Source organism: Klebsiella sp. X13 (assembly GCF_003323835.1).
Taxonomy (GTDB): Bacteria; Pseudomonadota; Gammaproteobacteria; order Enterobacterales; family Enterobacteriaceae; genus Klebsiella; species Klebsiella ornithinolytica.
Genome location: NZ_CP030874.1, coordinates 3,642,122 through 3,667,437 on the forward strand (window position 1 = coordinate 3,642,122; position 25,316 = coordinate 3,667,437).

At 56.9% G+C, this 25,316-nt stretch carries 20 protein-coding genes; 13 read left to right on the forward strand and 7 right to left on the reverse strand.

Annotated features, from left to right (window positions below; translation table 11 throughout):
• The first annotated feature begins 272 nt into the window (after nt 1–272).
• The 6 genes from moeA (at nt 273) to DSD31_RS17330 (ending at nt 8,231) form a co-directional block, all read left to right on the forward strand.
• The gene (moeA, locus tag DSD31_RS17305; RefSeq protein WP_004859877.1) at nt 273–1,508 is read left to right on the forward strand and encodes a molybdopterin molybdotransferase MoeA; all 1,236 of its coding nucleotides are present in this window, start codon (nt 273–275) and stop codon (nt 1,506–1,508) included.
• Nucleotides 1,508–2,263 carry a molybdopterin-synthase adenylyltransferase MoeB gene (moeB, locus tag DSD31_RS17310; RefSeq protein WP_015584830.1) on the forward strand — a complete coding sequence of 252 codons (756 nt, stop codon included), beginning with the start codon at nt 1,508–1,510 and terminating at the stop codon, nt 2,261–2,263. The genes moeA and moeB overlap by 1 nt, the downstream gene beginning before the upstream one ends.
• 153 nt (nt 2,264–2,416) lie before the next feature.
• Nucleotides 2,417–3,316 carry a glycyl-radical enzyme activating protein gene (locus tag DSD31_RS17315; RefSeq protein WP_004859872.1) on the forward strand — a complete coding sequence of 300 codons (900 nt, stop codon included), beginning with the start codon at nt 2,417–2,419 and terminating at the stop codon, nt 3,314–3,316.
• A 4-nt stretch (nt 3,317–3,320) separates the two neighbouring features.
• The gene (locus DSD31_RS17320) at nt 3,321–5,753 is read left to right on the forward strand and encodes a formate C-acetyltransferase/glycerol dehydratase family glycyl radical enzyme (protein ID WP_004859870.1); all 2,433 of its coding nucleotides are present in this window, start codon (nt 3,321–3,323) and stop codon (nt 5,751–5,753) included.
• A gap of 249 nt (nt 5,754–6,002) precedes the next feature.
• The gene (locus DSD31_RS17325; protein WP_044348295.1) at nt 6,003–6,818 is read left to right on the forward strand and encodes a Cof-type HAD-IIB family hydrolase; all 816 of its coding nucleotides are present in this window, start codon (nt 6,003–6,005) and stop codon (nt 6,816–6,818) included.
• A 147-nt stretch (nt 6,819–6,965) separates the two neighbouring features.
• A complete protein-coding gene (locus DSD31_RS17330; protein ID WP_004859865.1) occupies nt 6,966–8,231 on the forward strand; it encodes a DUF1479 domain-containing protein in 1,266 nt (421 codons plus the stop codon).
• Here the strand turns inward: DSD31_RS17330 and DSD31_RS17335 are convergent.
• Nucleotides 8,228–9,319, reverse strand: coding sequence for a LacI family DNA-binding transcriptional regulator (locus DSD31_RS17335; protein ID WP_162098176.1), 1,092 nt, complete (start codon nt 9,317–9,319; stop codon nt 8,228–8,230). The two genes, DSD31_RS17330 and DSD31_RS17335, sit on opposite strands and share 4 nt — an antisense overlap.
• A gap of 284 nt (nt 9,320–9,603) precedes the next feature.
• Between DSD31_RS17335 and DSD31_RS17340 the strand changes: the two genes are divergently transcribed.
• The 3 genes from DSD31_RS17340 to DSD31_RS17350 all read left to right on the forward strand — a co-directional run bounded on the left by DSD31_RS17340 (nt 9,604) and on the right by DSD31_RS17350 (nt 13,679).
• Complete coding sequence (locus DSD31_RS17340; protein WP_113991209.1) at nt 9,604–10,905, forward strand: MFS transporter; 1,302 nt, start codon at nt 9,604–9,606, stop codon at nt 10,903–10,905.
• 14 nt (nt 10,906–10,919) lie between these two features.
• The gene (locus tag DSD31_RS17345; protein WP_113991210.1) at nt 10,920–13,286 is read left to right on the forward strand and encodes a glycoside hydrolase family 31 protein; all 2,367 of its coding nucleotides are present in this window, start codon (nt 10,920–10,922) and stop codon (nt 13,284–13,286) included.
• Between the two features lie 144 nt (nt 13,287–13,430).
• A complete protein-coding gene (locus DSD31_RS17350) occupies nt 13,431–13,679 on the forward strand; it encodes a hypothetical protein (protein ID WP_071359255.1) in 249 nt (82 codons plus the stop codon).
• 406 nt (nt 13,680–14,085) lie between these two features.
• Here DSD31_RS17350 and DSD31_RS17355 read toward each other — a convergent pair whose 3' ends face one another.
• Nucleotides 14,086–15,681 (reverse strand): ABC-F family ATPase, encoded by a 1,596-nt coding sequence (locus tag DSD31_RS17355; RefSeq protein WP_004859854.1) that lies wholly within the window; start codon nt 15,679–15,681, stop codon nt 14,086–14,088.
• A gap of 178 nt (nt 15,682–15,859) precedes the next feature.
• Between DSD31_RS17355 and DSD31_RS17360 the strand changes: the two genes are divergently transcribed.
• Both DSD31_RS17360 and ldtB read left to right on the forward strand, forming a co-directional pair.
• The gene (locus tag DSD31_RS17360) at nt 15,860–16,642 is read left to right on the forward strand and encodes a tyrosine-protein phosphatase (protein WP_004859850.1); all 783 of its coding nucleotides are present in this window, start codon (nt 15,860–15,862) and stop codon (nt 16,640–16,642) included.
• A gap of 191 nt (nt 16,643–16,833) precedes the next feature.
• Nucleotides 16,834–17,757 (forward strand): L,D-transpeptidase, encoded by a 924-nt coding sequence (gene ldtB, locus DSD31_RS17365; RefSeq protein WP_160873486.1) that lies wholly within the window; start codon nt 16,834–16,836, stop codon nt 17,755–17,757.
• 295 nt (nt 17,758–18,052) lie between these two features.
• Here ldtB and DSD31_RS17370 read toward each other — a convergent pair whose 3' ends face one another.
• From DSD31_RS17370 to mntR, 5 genes are all read right to left on the reverse strand, one after another.
• Nucleotides 18,053–18,769 (reverse strand): GntR family transcriptional regulator, encoded by a 717-nt coding sequence (locus DSD31_RS17370; protein WP_004859844.1) that lies wholly within the window; start codon nt 18,767–18,769, stop codon nt 18,053–18,055.
• Nucleotides 18,770–18,865: 96 nt separating this feature from the next.
• The gene (locus tag DSD31_RS17375) at nt 18,866–20,242 is read right to left on the reverse strand and encodes a glycoside hydrolase family 1 protein (RefSeq protein ID WP_032716938.1); all 1,377 of its coding nucleotides are present in this window, start codon (nt 20,240–20,242) and stop codon (nt 18,866–18,868) included.
• Nucleotides 20,243–20,396: 154 nt separating this feature from the next.
• A complete protein-coding gene (locus tag DSD31_RS17380) occupies nt 20,397–21,437 on the reverse strand; it encodes an aldo/keto reductase (RefSeq protein ID WP_015584838.1) in 1,041 nt (346 codons plus the stop codon).
• A 107-nt stretch (nt 21,438–21,544) separates the two neighbouring features.
• Nucleotides 21,545–22,657, reverse strand: a complete 1,113-nt coding sequence (locus DSD31_RS17385; RefSeq protein WP_113991211.1) for an anion transporter — start codon at nt 22,655–22,657, stop codon at nt 21,545–21,547.
• Nucleotides 22,654–23,127, reverse strand: coding sequence for a manganese-binding transcriptional regulator MntR (gene mntR, locus DSD31_RS17390; RefSeq protein WP_004859834.1), 474 nt, complete (start codon nt 23,125–23,127; stop codon nt 22,654–22,656). The genes DSD31_RS17385 and mntR overlap by 4 nt, the downstream gene beginning before the upstream one ends.
• A gap of 181 nt (nt 23,128–23,308) precedes the next feature.
• Here mntR and mntS point away from each other — a divergent pair, with 181 nt between their 5' ends.
• The gene (mntS, locus tag DSD31_RS17395) at nt 23,309–23,434 is read left to right on the forward strand and encodes a manganase accumulation protein MntS (protein WP_004859832.1); all 126 of its coding nucleotides are present in this window, start codon (nt 23,309–23,311) and stop codon (nt 23,432–23,434) included.
• A gap of 269 nt (nt 23,435–23,703) precedes the next feature.
• A complete protein-coding gene (locus tag DSD31_RS17400) occupies nt 23,704–25,281 on the forward strand; it encodes a phosphoethanolamine transferase (RefSeq protein WP_015584840.1) in 1,578 nt (525 codons plus the stop codon).
• Nucleotides 25,282–25,316 lie beyond the last annotated feature (35 nt).

Here is a 25,316-nt window from a genome sequence, read left to right on the forward strand (position 1 = left end):
TCCTTTACCGATAAAGTGTCTTGATACATCCTGCAAACCGCTCCTGACAGGCGACGGATAACCCGCTCTTTTCCAGGTGTATTCCCCTGCTGCCCCGCTGTATTCAGGATGATTTTGTGTATAAATATCATTATCGTGCTGACTGTCCTATACAATTTTTGAATATAGAAAGCGCGGAGTGCGGTGTAAACCCTGTACCGTGGTGGCATATAGCCGCCAGCGCTTTTCTGTCATAATAGGTGTTTTCGATGTTTTGCCCGCAGGAGACCCCCATGGATTTTACCGCCGGACTGATGCCGCTCGACACAGCCCTGACTCAGATGCTCAATCGAATTACACCGCTCAGCGCGGTGGAAACCGTCCCGCTGTTGCAGGCCTTTTCGCGCGTAACCGCCCATGATCTCATTTCACCGCTGGACGTCCCGGGTTTTGATAACTCGGCGATGGACGGTTATGCCGTGCGTCTGGCCGACCTCGCCGACGGCGCGGCGCTGCCGGTGGCAGGTAAAGCGTTCGCCGGACAGCCGTTCCACGATGCCTGGCCTGCCGGAAGCTGTATTCGCATCATGACCGGCGCACCCGTCCCGCCAGGCTGCGACGCGGTGGTGATGCAGGAAGAGACGGAGCAGACCGAAGAGGGCATCCGCTTCATCGCACCGGTCAAAGCCGGGCAGAACATTCGCCGCCGTGGGGAAGATATCGCCGATGGCGCCGTGGTCTTCCCGGCAGGAACCCCGCTTACCGTCGCCGAACTGCCGGTGCTCGCTTCGCTGGGGATTGCGCAAGTTGCGGTGGTGCGCAAAGTGCGCGTCGCGGTCTTCTCGACCGGGGATGAACTGCAGCTGCCGGGCCAGCCGCTGGGCGACGGGCAAATTTACGATACCAACCGCCTCGCCGTTCACCTGATGCTTGAGCAGCTGGGCTGCGAGGTGATTAACCTTGGCATTATTCCCGACGATCCGGATCGACTGCGCGAGGCGTTTATCGAGGCCGACCGGCAGGCCGACGTAGTCATCAGCTCCGGCGGCGTCTCCGTCGGGGAAGCGGACTACACCAAAGAGATACTCGAAGAGCTGGGTGAAATCGGCTTCTGGAAGCTGGCCATCAAGCCGGGTAAACCTTTTGCCTTCGGAAAACTGAATAACAGCTGGTTCTGCGGCCTGCCGGGTAATCCGGTTTCCGCCACCCTCACCTTCTATCAGCTGGTGCAGCCGCTGCTGGCAAAACTGGGGGGCAACGGCGGCCAGGCGCAGCCGATGCGCCTGCGCGTTCGCGCCGCTACGCGGCTAAAGAAATCACCGGGCCGTCTCGACTTCCAGCGCGGCGTGCTGCGACGCAATCCGGACGGTGAGCTGGTGGTTGAATCGACCGGTCATCAGGGGTCGCACATCTTCAGCTCTTTCAGTCTCGGCAACTGTTTTATCGTTCTCGAACGCGAGCGCGGCGCCGTTGAAGCGGGTGAGTGGGTTGAAGTCGAGCCCTTTAACCATCTGTTCGGGGGGCTGTAATGGCGGTTGAACTGAGCGATGAGGAGATGCTGCGCTACAACCGTCAAATCATCCTGCGCGGTTTCGACTTTGACGGTCAGGAGCAGTTGAAAGCCTCCCGGGTGCTGGTGGTTGGCCTGGGCGGGCTCGGCTGCGCGGCCGCGCAGTATCTGGCGGCGGCGGGCATCGGTCAGCTCACGCTGCTGGATTTCGACACCGTGTCGCTCTCCAATCTGCAGCGTCAGACGCTGCACAGCGATGCGACCCTCGGCCAACCGAAGGTCGACTCCGCGCGCGACGCGCTGGCACGCATCAACCCGCACGTTCAGCTCACGACGCTGAATGCGGTGCTGGAAGAGGAAGCCTTGCGGGCGCAGATCGCCGCCCACGATCTGGTGCTCGACTGTACCGATAACGTCGCTATCCGCAACCAGCTTAACGTGGGCTGTTTCCGGCACAAAACGCCGCTGGTTTCCGGCGCGGCGATTCGCATGGAAGGTCAGATCAGCGTTTTTACCTGGCAGGAGGGTGAGCCGTGCTATCGCTGTCTGAGCCGTCTTTTCGGCGACAACGCCCTCACCTGCGTTGAGGCGGGCGTGATGGCGCCGCTGGTGGGTGTCATCGGCGCGTTACAGGCGATGGAAGCGATTAAAGTGCTCAGCCGCTACGGCACGCCGGCGGCAGGCAAAATCGTCATGTATGACGCAATGACCTGTCAGTTTCGTGAAATGAAGCTGCCGCGTAATCCGCAGTGCGAGGTATGCGCAAGCCACTAACCCCCCACCGGCGGCGACCGTCGCCGGATAATCTGTGACCCGCTACACCTTTCCCTCTTCTCCCCGATCGTATCCGTTCTGCTTGTTGATTTGCATCAATGTAACTTTCATTCGAAAGTAATTTAATCTTCATATGCAAAGAGAGGGCTCAACATGATCTTCAACATTCAGCGCTATTCAACCCACGACGGCCCGGGGATTCGCACCGTCGTATTCCTTAAAGGCTGCTCGCTGGGTTGCCGCTGGTGTCAGAATCCGGAAAGTCGTTCCCGCACCGCGGATCTGCTGTATGACGCTCGTCTGTGTCTCGACGGCTGCGATTTGTGCCAGCAGGCGGCGCCGGAGGTGATAACCCGCAAGCTGGATGGCCTGATTATCCATCGTGAAAAGCTCACCGACGACCACTATGCGCGGCTGCGCGAATGCTGCCCGACCACCGCACTCACCGTCTGCGGCGAAGAGAAGCCTGTGGAGGAGATTATGGCCACGGTACTGCGGGATAAACCATTCTACGATCGCAGCGGCGGCGGAGTTACCCTCTCAGGCGGTGAGCCGTTTATGAATCCTGAGCTGGCGCAGCAGCTGTTTCAGGCCAGTCATGAAGCCGGTATTCACACCGCCGTCGAAACCTGTCTGCACGTGCCGTGGAAATATGTTGCGCCTTCGCTGCCGTGGGTAGATCTGTTTCTCGCCGACCTTAAGCACGTGAACGAAGCGATTTTCAACCAATGGACGGACGGCAGCGCTCGCCGGGTGCTGGATAACCTGCAACGCGTTGCGCAGGCCGGGAAAAAAATTATCATCCGCGTCCCGCTGATTCAGGGATTTAATGCCGATGAAGCCGCCATTACCGCCATCACCGATTTTGCCGCCGACCGTCTGAAGGTCGAGGAGATTCACTTCCTGCCGTACCACACGCTGGGAATGAACAAATATCAGTTACTCAGTCAGCCCTATACCGCTCCGGACAAACCGCTTGCTGCACCCGAGCTGCTCGCCTTCGCGCAGCACTATGCTCAGAGCAAAGGTTTAACGGCTACTTTACGAGGATAAACTCATGACTACCCTGAAACTGGATACGCTGAGCGCTCGCATTCAGGCGCATAAAATGGCGCTGGTTCATATCGTTAAGCCGCCGGTATGCACCGAGCGCGCGCAGCATTACACCGCCGCTTATCAACAGCATCTGGATAAGCCGATCCCGGTACGTCGCGCGCTGGCGCTGGCCCATCACCTGGCGGAGCGGACTATCTGGATCAAACACGACGAGCTGATCGTCGGCAACCAGGCAAGCGAAGTCCGCGCCGCGCCGATCTTCCCGGAATATACCGTCAGCTGGATTGAAAAAGAGATCGATGATCTGGCCGATCGTCCGGGAGCCGGTTTCGCCGTCAGCGAAGAGAACAAGCGGGTGCTGCATGAGATCTGCCCGTGGTGGCGTGGACAGACCGTTCAGGATCGCTGCTACGGGATGTTTACCGATGAACAAAAAGCGCTGCTGGCCACCGGCATTATTAAAGCGGAAGGCAATATGACCTCCGGCGACGCCCACCTGGCGGTCAACTATCCGCTGCTGCTGGAAAAAGGCCTCGACGGCATGCGCGCCAAAGTAGCCGAGCGCCGTTCACGCATCAACCTTACGGTGCTGGAAGATTTGCACGGTGAGCAGTTCCTCAAAGCCATTGATATCGTGCTGGAAGCGGTGAGCGAACACTGCCAACGCTTTGCCGAACTGGCCCGTACCATGGCTGCCGCCGAGACACGCGAAACGCGCCGGGACGAGCTGCTGGCCATCGCCGAAAACTGCGACCTCATCGCCCATGAACCGCCAAAAACGTTCTGGCAGGCGCTGCAGCTGTGCTACTTCATCCAGTTGATTTTGCAAATTGAATCCAACGGCCACTCGGTTTCCTTCGGCCGTATGGACCAGTACCTCTATCCATACTACCGTCGCGACGTCGAGCTGCAGCAATCGCTGGCGCGTGAACAAGCGATTGAACTGCTGCATAGCTGCTGGCTGAAGCTGCTGGAAGTGAACAAAATCCGCTCCGGCTCGCACTCGAAAGCCTCCGCAGGCAGCCCGCTATATCAGAACGTGACGATCGGCGGCCAGAACCTGGTGGACGGCAACGCGCAGGATGCGGTGAATCCGCTCTCCTATGCGATTCTCGAATCCTGCGGCCGTCTGCGCTCCACCCAGCCGAACCTCAGCGTGCGCTACCACGCCGGTATGAGTAATGACTTCCTTGACGCCTGCGTACAGGTCATTCGCTGCGGCTTCGGGATGCCGGCGTTTAATAACGACGAAATCGTTATTCCGGAATTCATCAAACTCGGTATCGAACCGCAGGATGCCTACGACTACGCGGCCATCGGCTGCATCGAAACCGCCGTCGGCGGCAAGTGGGGCTATCGCTGTACCGGGATGAGCTTTATCAACTTCGCCCGCGTAATGCTCGCCACCCTGGAAGGTGGCCGCGATGCTACCAGCGGTCAGGTGTTCCTGCCGCAGGAACACGCGCTGTCGAAAGGCAACTTCACCCGCTTCGAGCAGGTGCTGGAAGACTGGGATACCCAGATTCGCTACTACACGCGTAAATCGATCGAGATTGAGTACGTCGTCGATACCATGCTGGAAGAGAACGTCCATGACATTCTGTGCTCGGCGCTGGTGGATGACTGCATCGAGCGGGCGAAGAGCATTAAACAAGGCGGCGCCAAATACGATTGGGTATCCGGACTGCAGGTCGGGATCGCCAACCTCGGCAACAGCCTGGTCGCCGTGAAAAAGCTGGTGTTTGAGCAGGGGGCAATCGGTCAGCAGCAGCTGGCGAAAGCGCTGGCGGAAGACTTTGAAGGCCTGACCCACGAGCAGCTGCGTCAGCGTTTAATCAACGGCGCACCGAAGTACGGTAACGATGATGACAGCGTGGATACCCTGCTGGCGCGCGCGTACCAGACCTATATCGATGAGCTGAAGCAGTACCACAACCCGCGCTACGGCCGCGGTCCAATCGGCGGTAACTACTACGCTGGTACCTCGTCAATCTCTGCTAACGTGCCGTTTGGCGCCCAGACCATGGCCACGCCGGACGGACGTAAAGCGCACTCACCGCTGGCGGAAGGTGCCAGCCCGGCTTCCGGGACTGACCATCTGGGGCCAACGGCGGTCATCAGCTCCGTCGGCAAACTGCCGACCGGTTCGATTCTCGGAGGCGTGCTGCTAAACCAGAAGCTGAACCCGGCGACGCTGGAGAACGAGTCCGATAAGCAGAAACTGATGGTGCTGCTGCGTACCTTCTTCGAAGTGCATAAAGGCTGGCATATTCAGTACAACATCGTGTCGCGGGAGACGCTGCTGGAAGCGAAGAAGCACCCTGACCAGTATCGTGATTTAGTGGTCCGCGTGGCGGGATACTCAGCGTTCTTTACCGCCCTGTCGCCGGATGCCCAGGACGATATCATCGCCCGTACCGAGCATACGCTGTAAGAAAAGCCCCGGCTGGCGCTGCGCTGAGCCGGGCTACGGATTCACGGCCATTTGCTGGCTGGTAGCCCGGGACAGACGTGAGCGCCGCAACCCGGGGATTTTCTCCCGTACATTGTCAGCCGCTAGCGGAGTCAACCCACCTATCTGGAGCGCAACGAGGCGGATGAAGTTTCATTCGAAATAAATTTGTGCTTCAGGTCACATTGTAATTAGAATGTTACTGGTCGAAGTTAGCCAGGAGCATTTGTTATGACCGTTAAAGTTATCGTCACCGATATGGACGGAACTTTTCTCAATGACGCCAAGCAGTACGATCGCCCGCGTTTTCTCGCGCAGTTCGCGCAACTTCAGCAGCAGGGTATTGAATTTGTTGTCGCCAGCGGCAACCAGTACTATCAGCTGATCTCTTTTTTCCCGGAAATTCGCGAGCAGATCTCTTTTGTCGCCGAGAACGGTGCGCTGGTGTACGAACACGGCCAACAGCTGTTCCACGGCGAGCTGACCCGCCATGAATCCCAGGTGGTGATTGGCGAGCTGCTGAAAGACCGTCAGCTGAACTTCGTCGCCTGCGGTCTGGAGAGCGCCTACGTCAGCGACAACGCCCCCGACGCGTTCGTCGCTCTGATGTCAAAACACTATCATCGCCTGCAGCGAATCAGCGATTATCAGAACATTAACGACACCCTGTTCAAATTCTCGCTCAATCTGCCGGATAGCGATATCCCGCAACTTATCGATAAACTGCACGTTTCACTCGATGGCATCATGAAGCCCGTGACCAGCGGTTTCGGCTTCGTTGATTTAATTATTCCCGGGCTGCACAAAGCGAACGGCATCAGCCGCCTGCTCAAACGCTGGCAGCTCTCGCCGCAGGAGTGCGTCGCCATCGGCGACAGCGGCAACGATGCGGAAATGCTGAAGCTGGTGAAATACGCATTCGCCATGGGCAACGCCGCCGAAAGCATCAAAGCTATCGCCGATTACACGACTGACGACAACAACCATCACGGCGCGCTGAAGGTCATTCAGGCCGTTCTCGATAAGACGCCTCCCTTCTCCTGCTGACCGCTGACCGGGGCCCCCTGCCCCGGTTTTTTCCATTTTGTGCACCTCCTCTAAATTTTAAACTTGCATTAACTTTAATTTAACTTAAATTAACGTTTGTAAGATTTAATACTTTCGAATGAAAGCTGAAAGCTGAGTGAGGTCACCATGGCTGCTATCTACACCCACGAAACATTACCCGCCGACCACAAAGCGGCGATTCGCCAAATGAAACAGCATCTGCGCACGCAAATCGGCGATGTGCAGGCGGTATTCGATCGCCTCAGCGCAAAGATTAGCGCCCGCCTGGAAGAGATTGAGGCGTTGAAAGCCCGCGGCGAGGATGTCTGGCCGGTGATCCCGTTCAGCGATATCGCGCAAGGGAAAGTCAGCGACGCCCAGCGCGAGGCCATTAAGCGCCGCGGCTGTGCGGTTATCAAAGGTCACTTCTCGCGCGAACGAGCGCTGGCCTGGGATAACGCGATGCTTGAATATCTCGATCGCAACCATTTCGACGATGTCTACAAAGGCCCTGGCGACACCTTCTTCGGCTCACTTGACGCTTCGCGCCCGGAGATTTACCCGATTTACTGGTCACAGGCACAGATGCAGGCGCGTCAGAGCGATGAGATGGCCGCCGTGCAGTCTTTCCTTAACCGCCTGTGGACCTTTAACCATGACGGCAAGCAGTGGTTCGACCCGGACGTGAGCGTTATCTATCCGGATCGCATCCGCCGTCGCCCGCCGGGAACCACCTCGAAAGGGTTGGGCGCACACACCGATTCCGGCGCGCTGGAGCGCTGGCTGCTGCCGGCCTATCAGCGCGTCTTTGCCAACGTCTTCAACGGCAATCTTGATGCCTATGACCCGTGGAATGCGGCGCACCGTACTGAAGTCGAAGAGTACACCGTCGACAACACCACCAAGTGCTCCGTCTTCCGGACTTTCCAGGGCTGGACCGCGCTCTCGGATATGATTCCCGATCAGGGGCTGCTGCACGTAGTGCCGATTCCGGAGGCGATGGCGTATATCCTGTTGCGCCCGCTGCTGGACGATGTGCCGGACGATGAGCTGTGCGGCGTGGCGCCGGGGAAAGTACTGCCGGTTTCCGAGAAATGGCATCCGCTGCTGATCAAAGCGCTCAGCTCTATCCCGGCGCTCAATGCCGGCGATTCGGTATGGTGGCACTGCGATGTGATTCATTCGGTGGCGCCGGTGGAAAACCAGCAGGGCTGGGGCAATGTGATGTACATTCCCGCCGCCCCGATGTGCGAGAAAAACCTCGCCTACGCGCAGAAGGTCAAGCTGGCGTTGGAAAACGGCGCTTCACCGGGGGACTTCCCCCGTGAAGACTATGAGGCCGACTGGCAGGAGCGTTTTACCCTGGACGATCTCAATATTCATGGTAAACGGGCGCTGGGTATCGCCGTCTAGTCGTCGTAGAGCCCTGCCTGCACAACCGTGGTAAGGCGGTTACCGGAACGTATCCGCCTTACCGAATCCCGTACCACCAGCGTGCCGTGCAGCAGCAGCGAGCCGCGCGGCGCATCCGGGCGAATCAACCGCTGCTGAAGCAGATGTACCGCTTCCGTACCCAGCTCGTCACGCGGGACGTGAACGGCGGTCAGCGGCACATCCTGAATGGCGGCCAGATTGAAACCGTCGATACTCATCACCGAAATATCCTGCGGCACCCGCAGCCCGCGCTTTTGCAGCGCACTCACCGTCCCGGCGACCATAAAATCTCCGCCGACCAAAAATGCCGTTGGCAGCGATTTGCCTGCCCGCGCGTCGAGCCATTCGCCTACCCGCTCTTCGCTGTCCCTGGCGCTAAAGCTGGCGACCGTAAGCAGGTCACGCCCATCGGTAAAATGCAGGTTGCGCATCCGCCAGGCCTCTTTGATACCTGCCAGCCGCAGGTCCATCGTGTAACGCCGCAGGCACATGACATTCAGCACCGCCCGATGGCCCATATCAAACAGATACTGCGCGGCAAACTGGCCTATTAGCCGGTGATCCGGCGCAATGGAAGAGAGGCGCATCGCTTCGTCGCGGCAGTTGATCAGCACGCAGGGTTTCGCCAGATCTACCGCCAGATCGTGAATATGCGGATCGTCAATGCCCAGCAGGATCGCCGCTTCGGTTTCCGGTTCGTTCATGCGGGCCAGGAACTGATTGGCATCGCTGTCATTCTCTTCCAGCGCGCAGGTTCGCAGGCGCACCTCATGAGCAGCCAGCGCATGGTGGATACTTTGAATGACCCGGTAGTAATAGATATCAGAACGCTCATCAAACGCCCGCTGCGGCGCAAAGACGACCAGACTGTTGAGCAGCATACGCCCGGCGGCAATGCCTTCCAGCACCCCCATGTCGCGCGCGCACGTCAGCACGGCCCGCCGGGCCTTGTCACTGGTGTTCGCTTTTCCTGCCAGCACTCTGGAAACCGTGCTCGCCGACATCCCCGTCCGGCTGGCGATCTCGGCTATTTTGAGCTTTTTATCCATTTTGTGATCCAGCTCCATCTTCAAAATGAAAGAATTTTCATCATCGACAAAGCCAGATTATCAAGTAAATGTTTGCCTCTTCAGTGAGCATTTCATCATCTTATGAAAAAACTTTCATAAATAACGCTACTGCCCGCCGATTTTCTCGCCTAACCTGAATTGGTCCGATAGCTTCCATACTAGTTACCCGGATATAAGAAGAAATAAAACAATATTATTCAAACTATTACAGGAACCGGTATGACAACTCGTGGTGCGAGTCGCTCATTACCCTACATTAAAAAAACCTCGTGGAGAGTTCTATGAGTCAAGGCCTCAACAACGATATCGCCGCCAGCAAGTCCCGGCGGGTGATAAAAAATTTACGCTGGTGGATGCTGGTCCTTTTTTTGCTCGGCGTTACCGTCAACTACATCACACGTAACTCTCTGGGGATTATCGCCCCGGAGCTGAAGGTCTCGCTCGGCATCACCACCGAACAGTATTCGTGGATTGTCGGCGCTTTTCAGTTGGCCTACACCCTTTTCCAGCCGCTGTGCGGCTGGCTTATCGACGTCATCGGCCTGAAGCTCGGCTTTATGATTTGCGCCACCCTGTGGGCCGTTGCCTGTATCGCTCATGCCGGTGCCGGTAGCTGGCTGCACCTGGCCATCCTGCGCTTCTTTATGGGCGGTGCGGAAGCCGCCGCCACGCCGGCAAACGCCAAAACTATCGGCGAATGGTTCCCGAAATCGGAACGTCCAATCGCCGCCGGTTGGGCCGGCGTCGGCTTCTCGATTGGCGCGATGCTGGCGCCGCCGATTATCTACTTCGCCCACGCCTCTTTCGGCTGGCAGGGCGCGTTCATGTTCACCGGCGTGCTGGCGCTGCTGTGGGTCGTGCTGTGGTGGGCGCTTTATCACAACCCTGAAAAACACCCGAACCTCGACAAAAGCGAGCTGGCGTTCATTCGTCAGGACAATGAGCCGCCGGCCGTTAAGCTGCCGTTCTTCACCGCGTTAAAAACCGTCTCGAAAAACAAGCGTTTTTACGGTATCGCGATTCCGGCGTTCATGGCCGAACCGGCCTGGGCCGTGCTGAGCTTTTGGGTCCCGCTGTACCTTGCTAAAGAGCACGGCATGGATCTGAAACAGATTGCCATGTTCGCCTGGCTGCCGTTTCTTGCCGCCGACCTCGGTAGCGTCGTCAGCGGCTATCTGACCAGACTGTATACCCGCTGGTTCGGCTATACCCGGGTTAACGCCGTCGTCGCCAGTTCGGTGACCGGCGCCTTTTTGATGATTTCGCTGGCCCTCGTTGCCATTACCCGCGACCCCTATATCACCATCGTGCTGATCTCCATCGGCGGCTTCGGCCACCAGATCATCTCCTGCATGCTGAGCGCGCTGGTGGTGGAGTCGTTTGATAAAGGCCAGATGGCAACCGTCAACGGGATGCGCGGTTCCGCGGCCTGGATTGCCAGCTTCCTGTTCTCGCTATTAATCGGGGTGACTGCCGACAAAATTGGCTTCAACCCGCTGTTTATTGCCATGGGGTTCTTTGACCTGATTGGCGCCATCTTCCTGGTGGCATTTATTGCTGAACGTCGCGCCAAACGCGTCTGAGAGTGGATACAAAGATGAAAACGCTGAAACACTGGACATTGCACCAACGGTTAGCTCATCACGTTGAGTTAACTATCGACGGGCAGCACACGCTGTGCCTGTATGTACTGGAAGAGAACCTGTTCCGCGTCCTGCTAAAGCGCAAAGGTCAGCTGGCGCTGGACCGTACCTGGAGCATTGCACCGCAGCAGGACGTGCCGTGGGAAGGACGTCCTCGCGAGGATCTGAGCGGCTTTAGTCTGCCCGCGTGGACGCTTGAACAACGCGCTGACAGCCTGACGGTCGCCACCGGGCAGCTGCGCGTCACCGTTCACCAGCCGCTGTGGCTGGAATGGAGCTATCGTCATGACGACGGCGAATGGCTCCCGCTGGTCAATGACCGCCCCACCAGCGCCTATCTGCTCAACGCCCACGGCGACGGCGCGGCACACTATCTGAGCCGCCGCAAGGACGAACGATTCTATGGCCTTGGCGAGAAGGCCGGCGATCTTCAGCGCAACGGTAAACGCTATGAAATGCGTAATCTCGATGCGATGGGCTATAACGCCGTCAGTACCGACCCGCTGTACAAGCATATCCCCTTTACCCTCACCCAGCGTAGCGACATCAGCTACGGCCTGTTCTACGATAACCTGAGCAGCAGCTGGCTGGATCTGGGCAATGAAATTGATAACTACCACACCGCCTATCGCCGCTGGCAGGCGGAAGCGGGCGATATCGATTACTACCTGTTCACCGGCCGACGGGCGCTGGACGTCACCAAAGCGTTTGTTCGCCTGACCGGCAAAACGCTGTTCGGGCCGAAGTGGAGTCTCGGCTACAGCGGCTCCACCATGCATTACACCGACGCGCCGGATGCGCAAAATCAGCTGATGAACTTTATCCGTCTGTGTGAAGCGCATGCGATTCCCTGCGACTCTTTTCAGCTCTCTTCCGGCTACACCTCGATCAACGGCAAGCGCTACGTGTTTAACTGGAACTACGACAAGGTACCGCAGCCGAAAGTGATGAGTCAGCGCTTCCATGACGCCGGCATCAAGCTGGCGGCCAATATTAAACCCTGTCTGCTGCAGGACCATCCGCGCTATAGCGAAGTGGCGGAAAAGGGGTTATTTATTCGCGACTCGGAGACCGACGCACCGGAACGTTCCAGCTTCTGGGATGACGAAGGATCGCACCTCGACTTCACGAATCCCCAAACCGTCGCCTGGTGGCAGGACGGCGTTACCCGCCAGCTGCTGGAGATGGGCATCGATTCCACCTGGAATGATAATAACGAATTTGAAGTCTGGGATGGCGAGGCCCGCTGTCACGGCTTTGGCCAGAACATCGCCATCAAGCATATTCGCCCGGTGATGCCGCTGCTGATGATGCGCGCCTCAATGGAAGCCCAGCAGCGTTTCGCGCCACACAAGCGACCGTATCTGATCTCCCGTTCCGGCTGCGCCGGAATGCAGCGCTATGTCCAGACCTGGAGCGGCGACAACCGTACCAGCTGGGAGACCCTGCGCTATAACACCCGCATGGGGCTGGGGATGAGTTTATCCGGCTTATATAACGTGGGCCACGACGTCGGCGGTTTTTCCGGTGATAAACCGGATGCCGAGCTGTTCGTACGTTGGGTGCAGAATGGCGTGATGCACCCGCGCTTTACCATTCATTCATGGAACGATGACCAGACGGTCAACGAGGCGTGGATGTATCCGGGCGTGACCCCGGCGATTCGCAGCGCGATTGAACTGCGCTATCGTCTGCTGCCCTATCTGTATACGCTCCTGTGGCAGGCCCACGCTGACGATGAGCCGATGTTGCGACCGACGTTCCTCGATCATGAGCACGATCCGCAAACCTTTGCAGAGTGCGATGATTTCCTGCTGGGGCGCGATCTGCTGGTCGCCAGCGTCGTCGAACCGGACCAGCGTCAACGCCGGGTGTGGCTGCCGGAAAACTGCTCCGGCTGGTACGATTTTTATAGCGGGGAGTGGTTCTCCGGCGGCCAGTGGATAACGCGAGATGCGCCGCTGGAACATCTGCCGCTGCTGGTCCGCGCCGGAGCCGGCCTGCCGCTCAGCGAACGCATCACCCACGTCAGCGCGACAAAAGACGATCGGCGCGAGCTGAAGCTGTACCCGCTGAAAGGCGTGGGGTCGTCGCAGGGTCTGCTGTTTGAGGACGATGGCGAAAGCTGGGGCTATAAAGAGGATGATGCGCTGTGGCTGACGTGGGAGATGGTCTGCGACGCCAGCACCATCAGCCTGCAGCTAACCCCTCGCGGCCGTTATTGCCCGGCCTGGCATGCGCTGAAAGTGACTTTACCCGCCGGTGAAAAGCGCAAGCTGCTGATAAATGGTGAAGAAGCCGGAGAATGGCGTCTGAAGTAGTCCCGGAGCCCTTCCCTGTCGGGAAGGGCCGCTAATTGATGTCCAGCTGTAACTAACTACGCCATAACTGTAAGGCGGCGTGGCGTTTTTGAGGCGTCGGTTATACCGTAAGAGTGCCCCTTCTCTGGATCCGGACCTCTGACGATGAAACTACCGAGCGCTCTTATTGTCTGGCTGATGTTATGTTCCACCAGCGCACTGGCATTTCAGGAAAAACCCTCTCCTGAAATGCCGCTGCCCTCCGCCGCGGCCAAAACCACCGCCATCAGCCGCTTTGCCGCTGATGAAAACGATGCGGCGATCGCCCAGGCCTATAGCCCCGGGACATTTACCGGTACCGCGCCAACCTCCCGCGGTTTCCCGGCCCCTGCCGCCGCCGTCCATCACCACTAACTTGCCCTGCCTCTTCGGTTGGTGCCGGGCGGCCGCTGTCGCGAACCTGTCCGGCTCATCAGGTCGTACCGCCGGGCGGCCGTCCCCCTCAAACCGCAGCAATCAGAAAACCAATCAGCACGCAGTAAAGCACCAGGCTCAGTAAAGTCAGAACAATAATCATTGCACGCTACCCCGTTCAGATTCAGAGAAGACGGGGTTCAGCCACGCAATCACTCAGCGAAAACGCGCTCATGGCCCCCTCCTGCAACAGATAATTCAGCGGCTATTTATTCACAGTATTGTGCAGGAAAGATGAGTAAATTAAGGGGTCTGAATGCAGGGCGGATTGCAGCGGAGAGATTCAGCGCAGGGTGGCGCTGAACAACGTTATCCCGGCACGCAGGCGCGCCGGGAACGCAGACACTTAGTTATCGATACCTTTGCTACGCAGGTAATCTTCGTAGTTACCGCTGAAGTCGATCACGCGCTCCGGCGTAATTTCGATCACGCGGGTTGCCAGAGAGCTGACGAACTCGCGGTCGTGGGAAACGAAGATCAGGGTTCCCTGATACATCTCCAGCGCCATGTTCAGCGATTCGATCGATTCCATATCCAGGTGGTTAGTCGGTTCATCCATGACCAGGATGTTCGGCTTTTGCATCATCAGCTTACCGAACAGCATGCGGCCTTTTTCACCACCGGACAGCACTTTAGCGGGCTTTTTGATATCGTCCTGGCTGAACAGCAGACGACCGAGGATGCTGCGCACCGCCTGCTCGTCATCGCCGTCCTGCTTCCACTGGCTCATCCAGTCGAAGACGGTCAGATCGTTTTCAAATTCGTACTCGTGATCCTGCGCATAGTAGCCAATCTGCGCATTTTCAGACCATTTTACGCTGCCGCTGGTCGGTTCCAGCTCACCCACCAGGGTTTTCAGCAACGTGGATTTACCCACGCCGTTGGTCCCCAGCACGGCAAGCTTCTCACCCACTTCCAGCAGAAGATTGACGCCTTTGAACAGCGGACCATTGTCAAAACCTTTCGCCAGCGCTTCCACTTCCAGCGCATTACGGAACAGCTTCTTATCCTGTTCAAAACGGATGAACGGGTTCTGACGGCTGGACGCTTTTACTTCATCCAGCTTAATTTTGTCAATCTGGCGGGCGCGGGAAGTCGCCTGGCGAGATTTTGAGGCGTTCGCGCTAAAGCGGCTGACGAAGGATTGCAGGTCGGCAATTTGCGCCTTTTTCTTGGCGTTGTCGGCCAGCAGGCGTTCGCGAGCCTGGGTCGCGGCGGTCATATACTCGTCGTAGTTACCGGCATAAACGCGCAGTTCGCCGTAGTCGAGATCGGCCATATGGGTGCAGACCATGTTCAGGAAGTGACGGTCGTGCGAAATGATAATCATGGTACTGTCACGTTCGTTCAGCACCTGCTCGAGCCAGCGAATGGTGTCGATGTCCAGGTTGTTCGTCGGTTCATCGAGCAGCAGGATATCCGGGTTCGAAAACAGCGCCTGCGCCAACAGTACACGCAGCTTCCAGCCTGGCGCCACTTCGCTCATCGGGCCGTAATGCTGTTCAACCGGAATCCCGACGCCGAGCAGCAGTTCACCGGCGCGCGCTTCGGCAGAATAGCCGTCCATCTCACCGTAAGTGACTTCGAGGTCGGCCACTTTATAGCCGTCTTCTTCGCTCATTTCCGCCAGAGAATAGATGCGATCGCGCTCCTGCTTCACTTCCCACAGCTCGCCGTGGCCCATAATGACCGTATCCAGCACGGTGAACTCTTCAAAGGCGAACTGATCCTGACGCAGTTTACCGATACGTTCGTTCGGATCGAGAGAGACGTTACCCAACGTCGGCTCAAGATCGCCGCCGAGGATCTTCATAAAGGTGGATTTACCGCTACCGTTGGCGCCAATCAGGCCGTAACGGTTGCCGCCGCCAAATTTGACGGAGATGTTTTCGAACAGCGGCTTACTGCCAAACTGCATGGTGACGTTGCTGGATACTAGCACGGGGTTATCCTGAAAAAAGAGAATGAGAAGTGTGATACATCGGGCATTATGCCAGCAAAGCCATCACTTTTCACGGTTTGCAATAAAATCGCAGGCAGCGCCTGTGGTACGGTCTCTCTCATATTGCGCGATTCATTTAACCGATACATGATTTTTTCCCTTAATCTGGAAGGAACCTATGACCACATACTCCCGCCATCCGGCATTCTTATCGCTTCAGGGCGGCATCAACTTTCGTGACCTCGGCGGCCTGCATACCGCCGACGGCCGCCGCATACGCGAGGGGAAACTCCTGCGCTCCGGCGCGTTACATCGGATGACCGACGAGGATCTGAGCCATCTGGACAATCTGCCGGTGACCCGGGTCATTGATTACCGCGATCCGCACGAGGTCCAGCGCAGCCCCGACAGGTTGAATGGACGGATGCGTTATCTCAATGCGCCCGCCAATCCTCTGACGCCAGGCGTCGATGCCAAAGTCACGGAACTTAACGCCGCGACGCTCAATGCCATGAGCGGCGAGAAATTTATGCTGCAGCTTTATCGTCAGCTGCCCTTTAATAACGCCGCTTATCGCCAGCTTGCCGGCTGGCTGATGCAGCCAGCTGACGGTGCGCTGTTGCAGCACTGTGCGGTGGGTAAAGATCGTACCGGCGTGGGCTGCGCGCTGACGCTGTTCGCCCTTGGCTGCGACACGCCGACGGTGATGGAGGAGTATCTCCTCACCCACGGTACGCTGAACCAGGTCGAAACCGGACTCCTCGGCCTGCTCGGAGATCAACTGAGCTCCCGCGGACGGCAAAATCTGGCAGAAATCCTGACGGTACATGAGTCGTACCTCGCGGCGGCGCTATCGGCAATTCACGAGCGCTATGCCAGCGTGGATGCATGGCTGGAACAGGAATATCAGCTGACGCCCGACGCGCGCGAAGCGCTGCGCTCACGCTTTCTCGAGGGGTAAATGCCGTTTTTTCCTGCCACGATTTGCCGCAGAAATGAAAAACGGCGAACTACACTTGAAACAACTGGCAAAAAAGTGTGATTTCGTACACATCTGATTTCCCTGTTGGATGGAATGCACATATAATGCGCTCCCATCTATTAGCTGAATCATCTGACAAAGGCCTTTGTGGCTTTGCCACTGCACACGACATGAAGAATATGAAAATATCGACACTCTTAGCGGCAGCCTTCGCCCTCGTCGGCTTTTGCAACACTGCATCCGCTGTCACTTATCCGCTGCCGACCGACGGTAGCCGACTGATTGGTCAGAACCAGGTGATTACGGTTCCTGATAACAACAAGCAACCGCTGGAATATTTCGCAGCTAAATACCAGATGGGATTGTCCAACATGCTGGAAGCCAACCCGGGCGTGGATACCTATCTGCCGAAGAGCGGCACCGTGCTGAATATCCCGCAGCAGCTGATTCTGCCGGACACCGTGCATGAAGGTATCGTTATCAACAGCGCGGAAATGCGTCTTTACTACTACCCGAAAGGCACCAACACCGTTATCGTGCTGCCAATTGGTATCGGCCAGCTGGGCAAAGATACGCCGATCAAATGGGTCACCAAGGTAGAACGTAAGAAAGCGGGTCCAACCTGGACGCCGACGGCGAAGATGCACGCGGAATACATCGCGGCGGGTAACCCGCTGCCGGCCGTCGTACCGGCGGGTCCTGACAATCCGATGGGGCTGTATGCGCTATACATTGGTCGTCTGTATGCGATCCACGGCACCAACGCTAACTTCGGTATCGGGCTGCGCGTCAGCCACGGCTGCGTCCGTCTGCGTAACGAAGACATCAAATTCCTGTTTGAGAATGTGCCGGTTGGTACCCGCGTCGAGTTTATCGATGAGCCGGTGAAAGCCACTACCGAGCCGGACGGCAGCCGTTATGTCGAAGTACATAACCCGCTCTCCACCACCGAAGCGCAGTTCCAGGGCGGTGAAATCGTACCGATTACGCTGACCAAAGAAGTCCAGGCGGTCACCAGTCAGTCCGATGTCGATCAGACCGTGGTCGAGCAGGCTGTCCAGAACCGTTCCGGTATGCCGGTTCGTCTGAACTAATCTTCTGACGTAACGACATAAAAAAAGCAGGCCTTGCGCCTAATGCGGGTCACTGAAAGGTGACCCGCTTTTTTTTGGTTTATCGCCGGCCAGGGCGATGCCGGTAAACGGTGGTTTGCACCACCGTAAAAACTAAATCCCCGGCTTAACAGCGACCTACGGGGCAGGAACGCCTACAGATATGTTGAAGCCGCATCGAAACGGCAATCTCTGTGAGATGACGGATTCTTACACCTCTGGCGGATCGGTCAACCGCCCCCTGAACGATCGCCATTAGGCCCGGTGCCCGCCTTTTTTATCCGTTATTGACCAGGATAATGCCGCCATGATCGTAGCGATAGTGGCAGCGGGCATACTCCAGCGGCGTCCCGTCTTCCAGATAGATAACCTGCTCAACTTCCAGTACCGGGTCGCTCTCGCCGCAGTTCAGGTGCAGCTGGTCGAGGGCATCCGGCTTCATCGCCCGCACCACGCGATACGAGCCCATTAGCTTCAGCCCCAGCGTCTCCTGCACGTAGCGAAACACCGAACTTTCCAGATGCGTTTTATTCAGCCCCGGCACCAGCGCCACGGGCATCACCGTCATATCCAGCGAGACCGGTTCGCCGTTGAGCACCCGCAGGCGAACAAAATCATAGACTGGGGCATCGGCGTCGATAAGCAGCGAGGTTTGCTCTTTTTCCGTGGCAAAGCGCAGTTCAAAGCGGATCACCTGGCTGGCCACTTCCCCGAGATGCTCCCAGGTTTTGGTGGCGCCGAAGTAATCGCTACCCGGCAGTTCCCACTGCGAGAGCTGCAGAAAGTTTTTCCGCACGAAGGTGCCCTGCCCTTTGCGGGTATAAATAAGGCCCTCGACAATAAGCTGGCGCATCGCCTGCTGGATGGTCATCCTGCTGGTGTTAAATTCCGCCGCCAGCGCAAACTGGTCGGGTAACGGGACGCTGGCGGGGTACTGCTGGCTGATAATCCGTTTTTTTATTTCCCGCGCGATCGAAAGATACTTCGCCGTCATTCCCCGTCCTTTTTTATGATGATTGTCTCTGGATATACTCTGCTGCACCAGTGCTGGCGGGCCTAAGAATACACCAAACGCCCGCCGCTCGCCCCGCTACATCTCTGCACCATTGCTGCGGATAGCCTGCTTTAACCAGGCGTAGCTTTTCTTCGGCACGCGCTTAAGGTCCTTCAGATCGTGGTTTTCGCGATTCACATACACCACGCCGTAGCGCTTGCGCATATCGCCCTGAGAGCTGAGGATATCAATCAGTCCCCAGCCGAGGTAGCCTATCACCTGCGCGCCATCTTCAAATATCGCCTCTTTCATGGCGTTGATATGATCGCGATGATAGGCAATACGGTAATCATCGGCCACCGGCGTCTCACCATCCCATGACTCAATCACGCCAATGCCGTTTTCAATCGGGAATACCGGCAAACGCCAGTCGTTGTAGTAGCGCGTGATGATCATGCGGAAACCGAGCGGGTCAATCTGCCAGTTCCATTCCGTCGCTTTCAGCCAGCTATTCGGTTTATCGCCGAACAGCATATAGTTGTTCACCGGCGTACCGGGAGGAACGGGATCGCTGTCCAGAGTCCGGCTGGCATAGTAGCTGAAGGCCAGATAGTCGACTTTTACCGTCGCCATCAGCGCCAGATCCTCTTCCCGATAGATCTCGCTAAAACCTTCCCGCGCCACGAAGTGCATGACTTCCGGGCTGTAGCCTTCACCGGCAAATGCGCGGAGCAGGTTCTGGTTAAAGAACTCATCAAGCTGCTGGGCGCAGAGCATATCGCGCGGCTTACAGGTCGCCGGATAGACCAGCGCGTGCGCCAGCATACCGCCCATCAGGCAGTGCGGTTTCGCCTGATGCAGATAGTGGGTCAGGTGAACATGGGCCATCATCACGTGGTGCTGGATCTGGTACAGCTCGCGCAGGGTTTTCTCACCGCGCAGATAGCCCGTAATGAGGAACGCCTCCGGCATATGGTAGAGATTCTGCTCGTTGAAGGTCAGCCAGTACTTCACCTTATCGCCGTAGCAGGCGATCATCTTCTGGCCGTAACGAATAAAGGCGTCCATCACACGACGGTCGGTGAAACCGTTATAGCGTTCCGCCAGTGAAAGCGGCATATCGAAATGATACAGGCAGATCATCGGCTCAATACCGCGGGCGATCAGTTCATCAATAAACCGGTGGTAGAAAGCGATCCCCTCTTCATTAAATTCGCCGTCGCCCAGCGGACACACCCGACTCCAGGCAATCTGGAAGCGATAGCAGTTCATCCCCAGATCCTGCATCAGGTCGAAATCTTCCCGGTAACGATGGTATGAGTCCGTGGCGACTTTCCAGTCGGAGGCGAATTCCGCAGGCTCGCGAATGTCGTACACCGACATCCCTTTCCCCCCTTCATTCCAGGCCCCTTCCGTTTGCATGCTGGAAACCGAATTACCCCACAAAAAGTCCGCCGGTAGTCTATTGTTCATCTCACGCCTCTATATGACTAGTCATTTAAATTTCATGACTAGTCATATAAACGATCTTCACCACCCAGGCAAAACAAAGGATCGTTTTTTGTGAGCGCAGCAAATAAAAAAAGCCGGATCGGGGGCCCCGATCCGGCCAGACAGCGACCTGTATTTACTGCTGTGCGAGCTGATCGCGGCGATATTCACCCTGCCGCTCCAGCATCCAGCCGGGGTATTCGCGCGGCAGTGCGCTGACCGCATCCAGCTGGGCCAGCTCCACCTCGCTCAGTTGAATATCGACGGCGGCGAGGTTGTCCGCCAGCTGCTCGGGACGTTTGGCGCCGATAATCACGCTGCTGACCGCCGACTGATGCAGCAGCCAGGCGAGGGCAATCTGCGCGACCGAAACACCTTTAGCCTCCGCGATGACGCGCATGACATCGATGCAGTCGAAGGCGCGATCTTTATTTACCGGCGGGAAATCAAACGCCTGCCGACGGCCGCCCTCGGCGCTCTGGCCGTCACGATCGTACTTTCCGCTCAGCAGACCGCCGGCCAATGGACTCCAGACCATCAAACCGACCCCTTCACTCTGCATCATCGGAATCAGCTCACGTTCGAGATCGCGCCCGGCAATCGTGTAGTAAGCCTGGAGGGAGGCGAAGCGCGACAGCCCCAGACGCGCGGAAATCCCCAGCGCTTTCACGATTTGCCAGGCCGCCCAGTTTGACACACCGATGTAGCGGACATGTCCCTGCTGCACCAGATTATCCAGCGCATAGAGCGTCTCCTCGATGGGCGTTGCCGGATCGAAACCGTGCAGCTGATAAAGATCGATGTGATCGAGCTGCAGCCGTCGCAGACTCTCTTTGACGCTCCCCATGATGTGAAAGCGCGAACTGCCGCGGGAGTTGACGCCGGCTGTGCCGGTTTCGCCAAAGACTTTGGTGGCCACCACCACGTTCTCGCGCGGAACCTTCAGATTTTTTAGCGCCTGACCGGTTAACATTTCCGAACGGCCTTCAGAATAGACATCGGCGGTGTCGATAAAGTTAATGCCCGCATCCAGCGCACTGCCCACCAGCTGTTCGGCCTCAGCCTGGCGCAACTGACCAATTTTTCCCCACATGCCGCCTTCGCCGCCAAAAGTCATGGTGCCCAGGCACAGTCGGGAGACAAACAGACCGGTATTTCCGAGTTTTTGATAACGCATTGGACTCTCCTCATCAGGATATTAAACCTCAGCGTTAACGTTATACGCCCGCGGCGGAACGGGCGAATGGGGTGATTCTGTCTGTTTCTTGCCCAATCCTCTGAAAATCAGGCGATGAATAACAGTAAGGTGTAGCCCACCAGCGCCGCCCACAGCAGCAGCGGCAGAGAGTAAAGATGGAAGCGCCACCAGATGCGGCGATCTGATGCCATACGCAGTGCAATTAAATTCGCCAGCGAGCCGGGAAGCAGGCCAAAGCCGCCGACGTTGACCGCCCAGGCCAGCAGCGGCGAAGGAGGAACATAGTTGAGCAGCAGTATGGTGGCCGGTACGTTGCTGATGAACTGCGACAGGCCAATCGTCGACAGCCACAAGCCGCCGGCAGAAAGCTGCCCCACCCCGCTTAAAACCTGATGCAGCGCGGGAAGTTGCGTCAACAGATGAACGTCAATGAACATCACCATAAAGACCAGCAGCAGCGACCAGTCCACATGGATAATCACCGCCCGCGCCAGCAGCAGAAAGCCGAGAATAATCAGTCCCAGCCCCCACAGTTCAAGCTTCATTTCTAAAGCCGTCAGGAAGATCAGATAAAACGCCAGGCAGCCCCACACCAGCTTCGGCTGCCACGATGGCGCCCGGTCCGCGCTTTGAAAGTGCAGACGGGTGGCGGAGAAACAGCACCAGCACAGTACCAGCAGCGTCAACATCATTGCCGCCGCCAGCGGTAGCATTTGCCCGATAAACCCAAGGAAGCTGAGGCCGGATCGCCCCCACAGCAGGATATTTTGTGGATTACCGATCGGTGTTAACAAAGATCCGGCGTTGACCGCCAGCGCCTCGAAAATAATCAGCCGGTTAACCGGTATCGCGCACCATTTTTTCAACGTCAGCGTGAGCGGTACGACGATAAACAGCGCCACATCATTGGTCAGAAACGTCGAGAGCAGCGCCGCCGCAAGGACCATAAATATGGCCAGCTGACGCTCGGTGGCAAACCGACGCGCCATTTTGCGGCCAAGCACATCAAAATAGCCGCTCAGTTCAATCCCTTTAGTCAGCAGCATCAAGCCGCTCAGGGTGATAATCGTGTGCCAGTCGATAGCCTGGGGCCAGCTTTTTGGCGCAAACGGGACAAAGAAACTTAAGCCGCAGGCGATGATCACCAGTAAATGCAGAAAACGATCGCGAGCCAGAGAGTGAACAAAGGGAAGATTCATTCTCCTTGCTGCCCGTATTTAAGGGTGAACTGATTAAATGCCGCCAGCGTCTCTTCACTGACGTGATGTTCCATCCCTTCCGCGTCACGACGGGCTATCTCCGGACTCACGCCCAGAACCAGTAAGAAATTCTCGACGATCTGGTGGCGTTCGCGGCTCTCATGCGCCAGCTTCTCACCTTCCGGAGTTAAAAAGACCCCGCGCCATGGGATCTGCTCAATCAGCCCGACGCTGGCCAGGCGTTTTAACATTTTGGCCACCGTTGGCTGGGAGACCCCCAGACGCGCGGCCATATCAACCTGACGCGCCTCTCCCACTTCGCGAATCAGATCTGAAATCAATTCGACGTAGTCGTCAATCAGCTCCCGGCGGTGGGCTTCGCGTACCTGGCGAAACCCCTCAACGTGTTCTTCAACATTAACAAGCTGCGTCACTTTTTTTGTTATAGGTCTTCCGGCGCGACGGTTCATTGTGCTTCCTCATACGTGTGACGCATCAAGCATCATCTCAAAAGATCCCCATTGTAAATGATTGGGCCCGTAGCACAAAAAATTAACGTTTTAGCCATAGCTATAAAATATAGCCTGTGCTATATCTGTATGTAATACAGACATCCTTCAAGGAGCGAAGGGCGAAATTACAGGAGGTCCCATGAACGAATTCCAGAGGTGCTTACGCGTGTTTACTCATTCTCCTTTTAAAGTCCGCTTAATGCTGATTAACATGCTGTGCGACATGATGAACGGCAAGAATCGCCAGGAAAAACCCCATCACTAAATGCGGCGTCGCGGTACGCCGCTTCATTTTTCCGTCACAATACCCTGTCAAACTGACCCGTTTCGCCGCGTTCTCGCCGCTTTTTTCAAGTTTTGTAAGCTTTCTCTCAAAACAATCCGTTATGTCCGGTTGACCTTATCATTTGCAAGCCCTATCTTTTGTCAGCCCTGCCACTACTGCGGCTCGCAGAGACCCTCTTCAGGCACTGTCCAGCAGGTTTTACCCCTTGATGCCAGGGGATGCACATGGCGTCTTTTTGATTAATTACTATGAATGTCACCCTGAAAGAAACGCTGGTCGCTCGCGGATTAGTCCCTAACCCGTGGACAGGATTTTATTTTCTCCAGTCTCTGCTGATTAACCTCGCACTCGGCTATGAATTTAGCCTGCTCTATACCGTCGCATTTACATGCGTGTTACATCTGCTGTGGCGTCATGCCCCGCGGATGCAAAAGGTTGTGGTAGGAGGCTACTCGCTGCTTGCCGCCTTCTATTACCCGTTTGGCCAGGCGTACGGCGCCCCCAACTTCAATACTCTGCTGGCGCTGCATGCCACCAATGTCGAAGAGTCCACCGAAATTCTGACCATCTTTCCCTGGTACAACTACCTGCTGGCGGTCTTTATTTTTGCGCTGGGCGTGATTGCCGTGCGTCGTAAAGCGGAAGCGCGTAAGCCGTGGAGCAAAATGGAGGTGCTGGGGCTGCTGTTCAGCATCGGCATCTTCTTTCTGCAGCCGGTGCAGAATCTGGCCTGGGGCGGCGTCTTCAAAGTGATTGATACCGGCTATCCCGCCTTCCGTTTCGTGAAAGACGTGGTGGTCAACAATAATGAAGTGCTGGACGAGCAGGCGCGTATGGCTCAGCTGGCCAATATGAAAGACAGCTGGCATGTGCTGGCGGTCAAACCCAAATATCAGCTTTACGTCGTGGTCATCGGAGAGAGCGCGCGCCGCGATGCGCTTGGGGCTTTTGGCGGCCACTGGGACAACACGCCGTTCGCCAGTTCAGTCAACGGCTATCTGTTTAATGACTACATTTCCGCCAGCGGTTCAACGCAAAAATCTCTCGGCCTGACGCTCAACCGGGTGGTGGACGGCAAGCCGCAATACCAGGATAACTTCGTCACGCTGGCGAACCGCGCCGGCTTCCAGACATGGTGGTTTTCCAATCAGGGGCAAATTGGCGAATACGATACGGCGATAGCCAGCATCGCAAAGCGTGCGGATGAGGTGCAGTTCCTCAAGAATGGCGATTTTGAGGCCAACAAAAATACTCAGGATGAGCAGCTGTTGAAGCTAACCGAGCAGGTGCTCTCCGTGCAGCGGACCCAGCCGCAGCTGATCGTCCTGCATCTGATGGGATCGCACCCGCAGGCCTGCGATCGCACCAAGGGAAAATATACCGTCTTTGTGCAATCGAAAGAGACGTCCTGCTATCTCTACAGCATGACGCAAACCGATACGCTGCTCGGCAAGCTCTATCATCAGCTGCAGAATTCCGGCGAAAGCTTCTCGATGACCTATTTTTCCGATCACGGTCTGGCCTTTAAAGAGCGCGGTAAAGAGGTTCAGTACCTGGCGCACGACGATAAGTACCAGCAGAATTTCCAGGTGCCGTTTATGGTGCTGTCCAGCGATGATAAAGCGCATAAAGTGATTAAGGCACGGCGCTCTGCCAACGATTTCCTCGGGTTCTTCTCCCAGTGGACCGGGATCCGCGCCGCCGAGATTACGCCTCGCTACCGCTTTATCTCTGAACAAGCCGCCGGGCCGGCCTATATCACCAACTTCCAGCTACAGAAAGTAGACTATACCCACCTGGGTAGCGATCTGTTCACGACCCACTAGCAGGCACGCCGCCGGGAAACGGCGGCGGCAAACCC